Origin of the sequence: Acidiphilium acidophilum (assembly GCF_033842475.1) — a bacterium.
Taxonomy (GTDB): Bacteria; Pseudomonadota; Alphaproteobacteria; order Acetobacterales; family Acetobacteraceae; genus Acidiphilium; species Acidiphilium acidophilum.
Genome location: NZ_JAWXYB010000018.1, coordinates 2,909,267 through 2,921,918 on the forward strand (window position 1 = coordinate 2,909,267; position 12,652 = coordinate 2,921,918).

Below are 12,652 nucleotides of genomic sequence, written 5' to 3' on the forward strand. Positions count from 1 at the left end.
GGACGCCTCAACATGATGTGAGTGCAACCGGCACCCGCCAACGCCATATCCGCTCCTAACCCCCGAGGAGCACGCCGATGGCCCTGTACAGCCGCACCCCGCGCCACGCCCGCCATCATGGCACGCGCCCCTACCCCGACGCCCCCGATCTCGGCATCGCGTTGCCCACCACGCATTTCCCCGACCGGATCGCCCCGCCCCGCGCCACCTATCAGGCGATCCGCGACGAATTGATGCTCGACGGCAATTCCAAACAGAACCTCGCCACCTTCTGCACCACCTTCACCGAGCCCGAAGTGTCCGCGTTGATGGCCGACTGCATCGACAAGAACATGATCGACAAGGACGAATATCCCCAGACCGCCGAAATCGAGGCACGCTGCGTCCGCCTCCTCGCCGATCTCTGGAACGCACCGGACGGGGCCACCGCGATCGGGTGTTCCACCACCGGCTCGTCGGAAGCCGCGATGCTCGGCGGCCTCGCCCTGAAATGGCGCTGGCGCGCCCGCCGCGCCGCAGCCGGCCAACCCGGCGACCGCCCGAACATCGTCACCGGCCCGGTTCAGGTCTGCTGGCACAAATTCGCCCGCTATTTCGATGTCGAGCTGCGCGAGGTGCCGCTCGCTGGCGACCGCCTGCTCCTCACCCCCGAAACCGCGCTCGCCCGGTGCGACGAAAACACGATCGGCGTGGTCCCCACCCTTGGCGTCACCTTCACCTGCCAGTATGAACCGGTCGCCGCCATCGCCGCCGCCCTCGACGATCTGCAATCCCGCACCGGCCTCGATATCCCGATCCATGTCGATGCCGCGAGCGGCGGCTTCATCGCCCCCTTCACGACGCCCGACCTGCACTGGGATTTCCGCCTCGAACGGGTGAAATCGATCAACGCCTCCGGCCACAAGTTCGGCCTGTCCCCGCTCGGCGTCGGCTGGGCGCTATGGCGCACCCGCGCGGACCTGCCCGACGAGCTCGCCTTCCACGTCAACTACCTCGGCGGCGACATGCCGACCTTCGCGCTCAATTTCTCCCGCCCCGGCGGCGAGATCATCTGCCAGTATTACAATTTCACCCGTCTGGGGCGCGAGGGGTATCGCGCCATCCTCACCCGGAGCGCCGAGATCACGACCACCATCGCCCGCGCGCTCGATGGCATGGGCCTGTTCCGCCTCATCCACGACGGCAGCACCGCCCTGCCCGCGATCTGCTGGACCTTCGCCGATCGGGCCGAACCCGGATTCACCCTCTACGACCTGGCGGACCGGCTGCGCATGCGGGGCTGGCAGGTGCCCGCCTACGCGATGCCCGCCGACCGCACCGATCTCGTCGTGCAACGCATCCTCATCCGCCACGGCTTCACTGAAGATCTCGGGTCCCGATTGATCGCCGACATCGAGGACGCCGTTCATCATTTTCAGACAAATCCCCCTGCCACGCAGCAAAATCCGCCCGACCATCAAGGTTTCGATCATTCAGGCAGATAATTGGACGTTCCAGCGCCATGCAGACGTTTCAAAGTTACGATTCAGGACAGAATACCGCACCTAACACGATAACAAACGCTGGTCATCGACGCATAGAATCGGTATGAACATGTCATGTCAGGAAAGAAACAAGTCACCACGGATTCGGTTGGTCAGCGGATCAGGGCCTTGCGCCTCGCGAACAACCTGACCCAGGACGAATTCGCCGCGCAACTCGGCGTCTCCCGCTCCGCGATTGCCCAATGGGAGACCGACCGCGCCGGGCAAATTCGTGAAAACCTTGAAAGAATCTCAAAAGTTCTCGGAACCTCGCTCGCCTACCTCGTTTCGGGCGAAACCGGGTCGTTGCAGGGCGACGAGCTGGCGCTGATGCGTCTCTACCGCGCCTGCGCCCCGGAAGACCGCCAGATACTCCTCCGCACCGCCAAACGCCTCGCCCGCAGCTAGCGGACCGCAAGTATTGTAACAGTCACCATCAGAACGTTACAACTTCCGAAAGATTATCGCCAGATGATCGAATGATTTCCAAAAAGTCATGTTCGCACCACGAGAATTTCATAGGCACACTTAACGCCCGTTAGTTTCGGGCCAAATATATGTTGATTTACAATACATTCCAGATAACAAACACACCGTTAGATTGTGGTCCTCCATACTTCTGCAATTAGGGGCTGTTATCCCGCCAGTTTATCGAGTTCCCGCAACACCGCATCGCCCATCGTCCGCGTCCCGATCCGCGCCGTCCCCGGCTGCAATATATCCGCCGTGCGCATCCCGCTCGCCAGAACCCCCGCGACCGCCTGCTCGATCAACGCGCCATCCTCCTGCATGTCGAACGAATACCGCAGCAACATCGCGAGACTCAGAATCTGCGCGAGCGGATTGGCCAGCCCCTTGCCCGCGATATCCGGCGCCGAGCCATGAATCGGCTCATACAGCGCATGCCGCCGCCCGCTTGCATCCGGTGCCCCCAACGTCGCCGACGGCAGCATCCCGAGCGAGCCGGTCAGCATCGAAGCTAGGTCGGACAATAAGTCCCCGAACAGATTGCTGGTCACGATCACATCGAACTGGCGCGGATTCTTCGCCAGCTGCATCGCGCAATTATCGGCATACATGTGCGACAGCTGCACATCGGGATATTCCGCCGCCCCGAGCGCGGTCACGGTCTGCCGCCACAGCAGCCCGCTCTCCATCACATTCGCCTTCTCCACACTGGTCACCCGCCCGGCGCGCTTGCGCGCCAGCTCGAACGCCACCCGCGCCACCCGCTCGATCTCGGCCGTGGTATAAACCTCGGTATTGATCCCCCGCTTCGTACCGTCCGCCAGCGTCTCGATCCCGCGCGGCTCACCGAAGTAAATCCCCCCCGTCGCCTCCCGCACGATCATCAGATCGAGCCCCCGCACGATCTCCGCCTTCAACGGGCTCGCATCGACCAGCGCATCGAACACCGGTGCCGGACGCAGATTGGCAAACAATCCCAACCGCTTGCGCAACTCCAGAATCGCGATCTCAGGCCGGTTGTCGAACCCCTGGCTGTCCCATTGCGGTCCCCCGACCGACCCGAACAACACCGCATCCGCCTCCAGCGCCCGCTCGATCACCGCCTCGGTGATCGGCGTGCCACGCGCCTCGATCGAGGCGCCACCCACCAGATCCTCGGCAATGTCGAACCGCGCCCGCCCGGTCCGGCCCAGCCAGTCGATCACCCGATGCGCCTCGACCATCACCTCGGGGCCGATGCCGTCACCGGGCAGGAGAAGCAGTTTTTTGTTCGCGATCATGGCGGTTCCTCGAAGGTAGGAAGCAAGCAGTTCTTTCCCGACAGAAAGAACCGGAGAAGTTTTGAAATCAGACCTGTTCGATCGCGGGCAACCAGGGCTCACCTTCGGTACGCGCCTCGTAGGCGTCGATCGACCCGGCCTTCTCCAGCGTCAGCCCGATATCGTCCAGCCCTTCGAGCAGACAACGCTTGCGAAACCCGTCAATCTCGAAACCGAACGTCTCCCCATCCGGCCGCGAGACGCTCTGCGCCTCCAGATCGACGATGATCCGCGCATTCGCGCCCGCCTCGGCATCCGCCATCAACGCATCGCACGCCGCCTGCGGCAGCACGATCGGCAAAATTCCGTTCTTGAAGCAGTTGTTGAAAAAAATATCGGCGAAACTCGGCGCGATCACGCATTTGATCCCGAAATCGAGCAACGCCCACGGCGCATGCTCGCGCGACGACCCACAGCCGAAATTCTCGCCCGCAATCAAAATCCGCGCCTGCCGGTAAGGCTCCCGGTTCAACACGAAATCCGGATTCTCCGAGCCATCCTCCCGATACCGCAACCCGGCAAACGCATGAACACCCAACCCACTGCGCTTGATCGTCTTCAAAAACCGCGCCGGAATGATCTTGTCGGTATCGACATTCGCCATCTTCAACGGCGCCGCGATCGCCTGCAACCGGTCGAATTTCTCCATCACGCCATCTCCCGCGCATCGACCAGCGCGCCCGCAACCGCCGCCGCCGCCGCCATCGCAGGCGAGACCAGATGCGTCCGCCCCCCCGGCCCCTGACGCCCCTCGAAATTGCGGTTGCTGGTGCTCGCACACCGATCGCCCGGCTTCAACTTGTCCGGATTCATACCGAGACACATCGAACACCCGGCCTCCCGCCACTCGAACCCGGCGGCGCGGAACACATCCGCCAACCCCTCCATCTCTGCCTGCAACTTCACCAGCCCGGACCCCGGCACCACCATCGCCCGGACATGCGCAGCCACCCGCCGACCGCGCACCATATCCGCCGCCGCCCGCAAATCCTCGATCCGCCCATTCGTGCACGACCCGATGAACACGGTGTCGATCCGCGTCCCCGCCAAAGCCTGCCCCGGCCGCAAATCCATATACTCAAGCATCCGCACCAGTTGCGCCCGCCTGCCCTCATCGGCCTCATCCGCAGGATCGGGCACATGCCCAGTAATCGGCACCACCGCCTCCGGGCTGGTCCCCCAAGTCACCTGCGGCACCAACGCCGCCGCGTCCAGCACCACCATCTTATCGTAATGCGCGCCCTCATCCGATACCAGGCCGCGCCAATGCGCAACCGCCCGCTCGAACGCCTCGCCCTTCGGCGCGAACGGCCGCCCGCGCACATACTCGAACGTCACATCATCCGGCGCGATCAACCCGGCCCGCGCCCCGGCCTCGATCGACATGTTGCACACGGTCATCCGCCCCGCCATGTCGAGCGCCCGGATCGCCTCACCCGCATACTCGATCACATGACCCGTGCCGCCCGCCGTGCCGATCCGCCCGATCACCGCGAGAATGATGTCCTTCGCCGAACACCCAGCCGGCAAAACCCCATCCACCCGCACCAGCATGTTCTTCGCCGGCTTCTGCAACAAGGTCTGCGTCGCCAGCACATGCTCGACCTCGGATGTCCCGATCCCGAACGCCAGCGCCCCCATCGCCCCATGCGTCGATGTATGGGAATCCCCGCAAACAATCGTCATCCCCGGCAGCGAAATCCCCTGCTCCGGCCCGATGATATGAACAATCCCCTGCCGCGCGTCCGTCACCGGAATATACGGCACCCCGAACTCGACGACATTCCGCTCCAGCGTCGCCACCTGCAACGCCGATTCCGGCTCATCGATCCCCGCCGCACGATTCTCGGTCGGCACATTATGATCGGCCACCGCAATCGTCGCATCAACCCGCCGCACCAAACGCCCCGCCAGCCGCAACCCCTCAAACGCCTGCGGCGACGTCACCTCATGCACAAGATGCCGATCAATATACAAAACCGCAGTCCCATCCGGCATCACATCAACCACATGCGCCTGCCAGATCTTGTCAAACAACGTCGAAGCCATGCGAGAGTCCTCCGGTGGTTTGAGGGGAGTAGCAAGGCCAGGGGGCTCTGCCCCCTGGCCCCCCGCCAGGAACTCAGTTCCTGGACCTCATTAGTTTCAGATGAGAGGGGGCTTGCGACGCCCTTTGAAAGGCAACGGAATTGATGCCCCCTCTCATCTGAAACTACCGGGGTCTGGGGCCTAAGGCCCCAGCGGGGTCAAGGGGCAGCGCCCCTTGCCTTTCTAGCCGCCTCAAGCCGCCGGCGTCTCACGTGCGGCTTCGGCGATGCGTGCCGATTTACCGCGGCGGCCGCGGAGGTAATAGAGTTTCGCGCGGCGGACATCGCCCCGGCGGGTCACCGCGATTTCGGTGACGTTGGGCGAGTAGAGCGGGAACACGCGTTCGACTCCTTCGCCGTACGAGATTTTCCGCACGGTGAAGTTGGAGTTGATCCCGCGGTTGGACCGCGCGATGCACACGCCCTCGAATGCCTGGATACGGGTGCGTTCGCCTTCCTTGACCCGCACGGAGACGCGCAGGTTATCGCCCGGCTGGAAGGTCGGGATAGCTCGGGTTTCGCTCAGTTTGGCGATCTGTTCGGCGTCGATCGTCTGAATGACGTTCATGGGGTTTGTCCTTTCGAGAGAGCGTTATGGCCGAGCCGGCTGGCTGGCAATATGGTGGGCCCACAGATCGGGTCTGCGGGTTCGTGTAATGGTTTCCGCCTGGCTGCGCCGCCATGCGGTAATGGCCTGATGATGGCCCGAAAGCAGGGTTTCCGGCACCGCGTGCCCGTTCCAGTCCGCCGGGCGGGTGTAGTGCGGATATTCCAGCAGGGGCGCTGAAAAACTCTCCTCGTCGGCGCTTTCCGCCGCCCCCATCACGCCCGGCAGCAGGCGGATAGTGGCGTCGAGCAGAGCGAGCGCCGCGATTTCCCCACCCGAGAGCACGTAATCGCCGATGCTGATTTCCTCGGCGTTACGGGCATCGAGCACGCGCTGATCGAAGCCTTCGTAGCGCCCGCACAGCAGGATCACGCCGCCTCCGGTGGACAGGGTTTTCACCCGGCTCTGGGTGAGCGGCGTGCCGCGCGGCGTGAGTGCGATCAGGGGCCGATCATCGGCAACCGACCCGATCGCCGCATCCAGCACATCCGGTCGCATCACCATCCCCGCGCCGCCGCCGAACGGGGTATCGTCCACCGCCCGGTGCCGTCCCTGGCCGAAATCGCGGATATTGACGCAATTGAGCGACCAGATCGCCTGTTCCCGCGCCCGTCCCGCCAGCGAACAGCCGAGCGGCCCGGGAAACATTTCCGGAAACAGCGTGAGGATGGTGGCGCGAAACATCACCCCCGCACCTCGATCTCGATCGGCGGCACCACGATAGCCCGCTTCGCCGCCAGATCGATCTCCGGCACCACCGCACGGGTGAACGGCAGGAGCGAGCCGTCATCGAGTTCGATGCTGGCTCCCGCGCCGTAATCGTGCACGGCGGTGATGGTGCCGTGGCTGGTGCCATCCGCCCCGATCGCGGCGAGCCCGATCAGATCGGCGAGATAGAACTCCTCGTCATCCGCCGGAGGCAACGCCGCGCGTTCAACAAAGAGTTGAACGTTCACGAGCCGTGCCGCCGCATCCCGATCCGCCACGGTGACTTTACCGCCCGGCTCATGCAGCGTCACCCGCGCGACACCCTCGGTCACCCAGGCCAGTTCGATCCGGCGTCCGCGCTGATCGCGGAGCGCAAATGCGGCGAGCGACGCAGGGTTGTCGGTATAGGCGTGCACATGCACCGCCCCCCGCACCCCATGCGGCTTGCCGATCACGCCCATCAGGATCAGCGCCTGATCCATCGATTACGCCGCGGCAGCCTTGGCGCGCTCGGCGGCCCGCTCCTGCGCCTTCTTCTTCGGCGCCGCCTGAATCGGCTGCTCGCGATACACCGGCATCGGCGCCAATCCGGCCTTGCCGAGGAATTTCGCCACCCGGTCGGTCGCCTGCGCGCCTTGGCTCAGCCAATGCGTCACCCGCTCATCGACCAGCCGCACCCGGTCCTCATGCTCTGCCGGCAGCATCGGGTTGTAGCTCCCCAGCCGCTCGATGAACTTGCCATCCCGCGGGCTGCGCGCATCCGCGACCACGATATGATAGAAAGGCCGCTTTTTCGCACCCGCACGGGCTAGTCTGATCTTCAACGACATTGTCTATAACTCTCCAAAGTAAACAAAAACTGAATCCCCGAAAAAAGGGCAAACCTAAAACGGCCATCTCCCGCCGCCAGCCTTTAAAACGGCCGTCTCCCGCCGCCTTGCGGCATCAACGCCGCCAACCCCCCGCGCGCCAGCCCCTTCTGGCCCAGCTTCGACGCGCGTTTCATCATGTCCTTCATCATATCGAACTGCTTGAGCAGCCGATTGACCTCCTGCACCGAAGTACCGGACCCCGCCGCGACCCGCTTCTTCCGGCTTGCCTTCATAATGTCCGGATTGGCCCGCTCCGCCTTGGTCATCGAGGAAATAATCGCCCCCTGCCGCTTGAGGATCGAGGTATCCAGATCGGCATCGGCCAGTTGCTGCTTGATCTTCCCGACCCCCGGCAACATCCCCATGATGCCGGAAAGCGAGCCCATCTTGGTGATCTGCTTGAGCTGTTCGCCGTAATCCTCAAGGTCGAACTTGCCCTTCGCCATTTTCTTGGCGAGTTTCTCGGCATTCGCCTGATCGACGTTTTCCGATGCTTTCTCGACCAGCGACACAATATCGCCCATGCCGAGAATCCGCCCGGCGATTCGCTCGGGATGAAACGGCTCCAGCGCATCGAGCTTCTCGCCCATGCCCATCAGCTTGATCGGCGCGCCGGTAATCGCCCGCATCGACAGCGCAGCACCGCCGCGCGCATCGCCATCCAGCCGCGTCATCACGATGCCGGTAATGCTCACCGCCTCGTTGAACGCGGTCGCGGTCACCACCGCATCCTGCCCGGTCATCGCATCGACCACCAGCAGCGTCTCGGCCGGATCGGTGGCGGCACGGATCGCCTTGACCTCGTCCATCAACGCCTGATCGATCGAAAGCCGCCCTGCGGTGTCGAGAATGACCACGTCGAACACTTCGCGCCGCCCGGTCTCCATCGCCCGCTTCGCGATCTGCACCGGCGTCTCGCCCGGCACGATCGGCAACGACGCCACCCCCGCCCGCTCGGCCAGCTGCGCCAGCTGCAACTGCGCCGCAGGCCGCTGGGTATCCAAACTCGCCAGCAGCACTTTCCGGCGCTGCCTGTCCTTCAGATAAAGCGCGATCTTGCCCGACGTCGTGGTTTTGCCCGACCCCTGCAACCCGACCATCAAAAACGGAATCGGCGCCGCCGCATTGAGGTTGAGCGGCACCACGCCCTCGCCGCCCAGCGCCTCGACCAGCGCGTCGTTGACAATCTTGACCACCTGCTGCCCGGGCGAAACCGCCCGCAACACCTCGGCCCCGACCGCCTGCAACCGCACCTTGGCGATGAAATCGCGCACCACTGGCAGAGCAACGTCGGCTTCGAGCAGTGCAAGACGAATATCCCGCATCGCCTCGATCACATCGGTCTCGGACAAGGCTCCGCGCCGGCGTAACCGGTCGAACACATCGCCAAGTTTGCCCGAAAGGGCGTCGAACATCGCTCACTCCTGCCCGTACAAGGCACAACGAAAAAGACGCCGCGGTGCGAAACTCGCAGCGCGACGGATCAGAGCGGCGAGGTATGCCGTAATCCGTCCCATTCCACAAGAGGCATGATCACGAACATATCACTCCCGAATCCATTTGGCGTTCGACAAAAAATTTGCAATATATGAGATAGCATGGGTATTTTTGAGCATGGCCTCGATGTGAGCGAAGCGCGGCGCCTACAGGCGGTGTCCCGGTTCGAAGGCGGCTGCCCCGATGCCGAAGCCACATGCGCGCGCTTCACCCGCCTCGCCGGCACGATGTTCGACGTTCCGATGGCAGTGATTTCCCTGGTTGGCGAACAAACCGTCCAATTCCGCTCCCCCTTCGGCTTTCAGCCCCCACCCCTGCCCCGGGGCGGCTATTTCTGCGATGCCGTGATCGACAGCGATACGGTTCTGGTCGTCGAGGACGCCGCCTGCGACTGCGGAATGCTCGCCAGCGAACCCGCGGCTCATCTCGGGATCCGCTTCTACGCCGGCGCCCCCCTGATCGATCCGAACGGGCACCGCCTCGGCGCCTTCGCAATCGCCGATATCAAGGCCCGTCACGATTTCTCCCCGGCGAAACAGGCGATGCTGGCCGAACTCGCCCGCGCCGTGGTCGGCGAGATGGAGTTGCTCAGCCGCCTCGCCGAAAAGCGCAGCCTGACGGAACAATTATCATTCCGCCAGCGACTTGCGGACATCGCCGCCGCCGCGCCCAATCTCGGTGCCGCGCTCGACGACATGCTGCGCCATGCCGGCCTGATGCTCGGCCTGACCTATCTGAGCGTCTCGGAAGGCGATATCGCCGCCAGTGCGTTCCGCGTCATCGCCAGCTACGCCCGTCACCCCGAGGTGGAAGCCCGCCTGCTCGAGGAACGGCGCTCATCGTGGCGTCCCCTGTCAGAACTCAGCTGCGCCGAGGTCTTCACCAGCCAGGTCAGCGTCGATTCCGGCCCGGTTTCGCAGGTCGCCCATATCGAGACCTACCCCGGCTTCGCCCTGGCCGCCGCCTGCGGCACCCGCCGCCAGATATCGGTGCCGATCACCGTCGATGCGCGCCGCTTCGAGCTCTCGGTGGGTTATCCGGATGACGAGATTTCACCCGATCACGCTGCCCGCCGCACCGACCTCGCCAGCGGCCTGACCACCGTGCTGCGCGGCCGCCTGCGCGAGGAGGCGCTGGCCCGATCCCGCGCCCTGCTCGAACGCGCCAACCGTGCGCTTCAGACCTTGTTCGCCGCCAACGAGTCGGTCGCGCGTGCCACCGATGAAGTCGCTCTCAGCCACGCAATCTGCCAGCATGCCGTCGAAATCGGCCGCTATACCGCCGCCTGGGTCGGCTTCGCCGAAGCCGACGACGCCGCAACCCTGCGCCCGGTCGCTTTGGCCGGAACAGGGATCAGCCGCATCCGGGAGATCTTCATCTCCTGGGGCGACAATCGGTTCGGTCGCGGCCCCTCCGGCACCGCCGTCCGGGAAAACCGCCCGGTCATCGTCAACGACGTGCTGAACGACCGGCGAACCGAACCCTGGAGCCGCCAGACCGAATTCCAGAGCTACACCTCCGCGATCGCCCTGCCCTTGTGCGACGAAACCGGCCAGACCTTCGGTTGCCTCACCCTCCTCGCCGATGATCGCGCCGATCATGTCGCCACCAGCGATCCGGGGTTCGACACCGAGGAAGTCCGCGTCCTCACCCAATTGGCCCGCCACCTCGCCCTCGGCATCGGCACCTTGCGCACGCGGATCGCGCGCGATCACGCCGTCGCCGATCAGCGCCGCGCCGAACGCCGGCTCGCCCGACTGCTCGATGCCAGCCCGACCGTAGTCTACGCCCTCGAACAAAGCGCCGGGGTTCTGGCGCCACACGGCTGGACCATCGTCGAGGTCAGCCCCAACATCCAGCGCCTCTATGGTCACGCGCCGGACGACGTCGTCAAACCCGGCTGGTGGCTGCGGCACGTGCATCCGGACGATTGCGAAACCGTCATCGCCGCCGAACGCCGCCTGCACGAGACCGGGCGGCTGGTCCAGCACTACCGGTTCGCCAACAGAGACGGCATCTACCGCTGGATGCGTGATGAGCAAATGCTGGTTCGCGGCGCCCCCGGCGGCATCGACCGCGTGGTCGGCGCCGCCGTCGACGTGACGGACCAGTACGAGGCCAACGAGGAAATCCACCGCCTCGCCTATTTCGACCCGCTGACCGGCCTGTCCAACCGCGCCTCGCTGCACCAGAGCCTCAAGGCGGCGCTGGTCCCACTCGCCGAGCCGCCCGCCCGGATCGGCGCGCTGATGTTCATCGATCTCAAAGGCTTCGAGGCGATCAACGACCGCCACGGCCACGCGATCGGCGATCTGGTGCTCGGCGAGGTCGCAACCCGCCTCGCCATCGGGGTGCGCCGCAAGGATCTGGTCGCCCGGCTCGGCGGCGATAAATTCGGCATTCTTCTCCCCGGTCTCGCCGAGGAATCGCCCCAGGCCGCCGCCATCGCCCGCCGGATCGCCGGAGACCTCCTGCGCGCCCTGACCGCGCCGATCCACGTCGCCGCCCATGAATGCCACGTCACGGCGGATGTCGGGATCACCCTCCTCAACCCCCTCTCATCCACCGTCGAGGGCCTGTTCCACGAGGCCGATATCGCGGTGCATCAGGCCCAGCTCGCCGCGCACACCGCCATCATGTTTTTCGAACCGGCCATGCAGGACCGGGTCGCCCATCGCCACGCCATCGAGATCGCGCTGCGTCACGCGATCGATCACGACCGCCTGGAACTCTGGCTGCAATCCCAGGTCGACCGCGACGGGGCCATCACCGGCGCCGAAGCCCTGATCCGCCTCCGCCAGCCGGACGGCACGATCATGCCGCCCGACGCCTTCATCCCGGTGGCCGAAGCGACCGGGATGATCTTCGCGCTCGGCCGCTGGGTCTTCGCCGCCGTCGGTCGCATCCTCGCCGAACAGCGCGCCGCAGGCCATCCGTTGCGGATCGCGGTCAATGTCAGCGCCGCCCAGTTCCACGATCCCGCCTTCACCACCGAGCTCGAGGACGCCCTCGCCCGCGAAGGTGCCGATCCGCACGACCTCATCCTGGAAATCACCGAAACCGCGCTGATCGATCGCGGCGAGCCGACCATCGCGAAACTCAACCATCTCGCTGGCCTCGGCATCCGCCTGTCGGTCGATGATTTCGGCATCGGCTATTCCAGCCTCGGCTACCTTCAGAGCCTGCCCGTCTCCGAACTCAAGATCGACCGCAGCTTCGTCCAGAGCCTGCCGGACAATCCGCGCGACTACGCACTCGCGGAGGCGATTCTCGCCATGGCCAACCACCTCGGCCTCGCAGCCGTCGCCGAAGGCGTCGAAACCGAAGCCCAGGCCACTTTCCTGCGCGACCGGAATTGCCAGACCATGCAAGGCTATCTGTTCGGCCGGCCGGAAGCCGCAGCCTCCTGGCTGAAAACCTCGTGGATTCGGCAAACCCGCCCCGCCACCGCCCTGGTTCCCTGACCGCCGCGCCGCCGCCCCTCGCAGATTGTTTCATCCTGCAACGCTTGCCAACCACCCTGACCGCCCACATTCTGCTATGATGATCACGAGCGGATGCCCCCTTCCGA

At 64.8% G+C, this 12,652-nt stretch carries 11 protein-coding genes; 3 read left to right on the forward strand and 8 right to left on the reverse strand.

Going from position 1 to position 12,652, the window contains the following annotated elements; translation table 11 throughout:
- Window positions 1–77: 77 nt before the first annotated feature.
- Both SIL87_RS16485 and SIL87_RS16490 read left to right on the forward strand, forming a co-directional pair.
- The gene (locus SIL87_RS16485; RefSeq protein WP_319615223.1) at window positions 78–1,484 is read left to right on the forward strand and encodes a glutamate decarboxylase; all 1,407 of its coding nucleotides are present in this window, start codon (window positions 78–80) and stop codon (window positions 1,482–1,484) included.
- A gap of 114 nt (window positions 1,485–1,598) precedes the next feature.
- Entirely contained in the window at window positions 1,599–1,931 is a 333-nt protein-coding gene (locus SIL87_RS16490; RefSeq protein ID WP_319615224.1) for a helix-turn-helix domain-containing protein, read from the forward strand.
- 227 nt (window positions 1,932–2,158) lie between these two features.
- On the opposite strand, the gene leuB is transcribed toward SIL87_RS16490, so the two are convergent.
- The 8 genes from leuB to ffh all read right to left on the reverse strand — a co-directional run bounded on the left by leuB (window position 2,159) and on the right by ffh (window position 8,999).
- A complete protein-coding gene (leuB, locus tag SIL87_RS16495; protein ID WP_319615225.1) occupies window positions 2,159–3,271 on the reverse strand; it encodes a 3-isopropylmalate dehydrogenase in 1,113 nt (370 codons plus the stop codon).
- 67 nt (window positions 3,272–3,338) lie between these two features.
- Entirely contained in the window at window positions 3,339–3,959 is a 621-nt protein-coding gene (gene leuD, locus SIL87_RS16500; protein ID WP_319615226.1) for a 3-isopropylmalate dehydratase small subunit, read from the reverse strand.
- Entirely contained in the window at window positions 3,959–5,359 is a 1,401-nt protein-coding gene (gene leuC, locus SIL87_RS16505) for a 3-isopropylmalate dehydratase large subunit (protein WP_319615227.1), read from the reverse strand. Before leuC ends, leuD begins: the two co-directional genes overlap by 1 nt.
- A gap of 231 nt (window positions 5,360–5,590) precedes the next feature.
- Window positions 5,591–5,965: a 50S ribosomal protein L19 gene (gene rplS, locus SIL87_RS16510; protein WP_319615228.1), complete on the reverse strand. Its 375-nt coding sequence runs from the start codon at window positions 5,963–5,965 to the stop codon at window positions 5,591–5,593.
- A gap of 24 nt (window positions 5,966–5,989) precedes the next feature.
- The gene (trmD, locus tag SIL87_RS16515; RefSeq protein WP_319615229.1) at window positions 5,990–6,691 is read right to left on the reverse strand and encodes a tRNA (guanosine(37)-N1)-methyltransferase TrmD; all 702 of its coding nucleotides are present in this window, start codon (window positions 6,689–6,691) and stop codon (window positions 5,990–5,992) included.
- Window positions 6,688–7,194 (reverse strand): ribosome maturation factor RimM, encoded by a 507-nt coding sequence (rimM, locus tag SIL87_RS16520; protein ID WP_319615231.1) that lies wholly within the window; start codon window positions 7,192–7,194, stop codon window positions 6,688–6,690. The genes trmD and rimM overlap by 4 nt, the downstream gene beginning before the upstream one ends.
- Before the next feature lie 3 nt (window positions 7,195–7,197).
- A complete protein-coding gene (rpsP, locus tag SIL87_RS16525) occupies window positions 7,198–7,542 on the reverse strand; it encodes a 30S ribosomal protein S16 (RefSeq protein ID WP_319615232.1) in 345 nt (114 codons plus the stop codon).
- An 83-nt stretch (window positions 7,543–7,625) separates the two neighbouring features.
- Window positions 7,626–8,999, reverse strand: a complete 1,374-nt coding sequence (ffh, locus tag SIL87_RS16530) for a signal recognition particle protein (RefSeq protein ID WP_319615234.1) — start codon at window positions 8,997–8,999, stop codon at window positions 7,626–7,628.
- A gap of 183 nt (window positions 9,000–9,182) precedes the next feature.
- On the opposite strand from ffh, the gene SIL87_RS16535 reads away from it, so the two are divergent.
- Entirely contained in the window at window positions 9,183–12,545 is a 3,363-nt protein-coding gene (locus SIL87_RS16535; protein WP_319615235.1) for a bifunctional diguanylate cyclase/phosphodiesterase, read from the forward strand.
- The last annotated feature ends 107 nt before the right edge of the window (window positions 12,546–12,652 follow it).

What these genes read in the sequence shown, in the direction of transcription:
- rpsP (WP_319615232.1), bottom strand. Translation starts at nt 7,542, where the DNA reads ATGTCGTTGAAGATCAGACTAGCCCGTGCGGGTGCGAAAAAGCGGCCT.
- ffh (WP_319615234.1), bottom strand. Translation starts at nt 8,999, where the DNA reads ATGTTCGACGCCCTTTCGGGCAAACTTGGCGATGTGTTCGACCGGTTA.
- leuB (WP_319615225.1), bottom strand. Translation starts at nt 3,271, where the DNA reads ATGATCGCGAACAAAAAACTGCTTCTCCTGCCCGGTGACGGCATCGGC.
- leuD (WP_319615226.1), bottom strand. Translation starts at nt 3,959, where the DNA reads ATGGAGAAATTCGACCGGTTGCAGGCGATCGCGGCGCCGTTGAAGATG.
- SIL87_RS16535 (WP_319615235.1), top strand. Translation starts at nt 9,183, where the DNA reads ATGGGTATTTTTGAGCATGGCCTCGATGTGAGCGAAGCGCGGCGCCTA.
- leuC (WP_319615227.1), bottom strand. Translation starts at nt 5,359, where the DNA reads ATGGCTTCGACGTTGTTTGACAAGATCTGGCAGGCGCATGTGGTTGAT.
- SIL87_RS16490 (WP_319615224.1), top strand. Translation starts at nt 1,599, where the DNA reads ATGTCAGGAAAGAAACAAGTCACCACGGATTCGGTTGGTCAGCGGATC.
- rplS (WP_319615228.1), bottom strand. Translation starts at nt 5,965, where the DNA reads ATGAACGTCATTCAGACGATCGACGCCGAACAGATCGCCAAACTGAGC.
- rimM (WP_319615231.1), bottom strand. Translation starts at nt 7,194, where the DNA reads ATGGATCAGGCGCTGATCCTGATGGGCGTGATCGGCAAGCCGCATGGG.
- SIL87_RS16485 (WP_319615223.1), top strand. Translation starts at nt 78, where the DNA reads ATGGCCCTGTACAGCCGCACCCCGCGCCACGCCCGCCATCATGGCACG.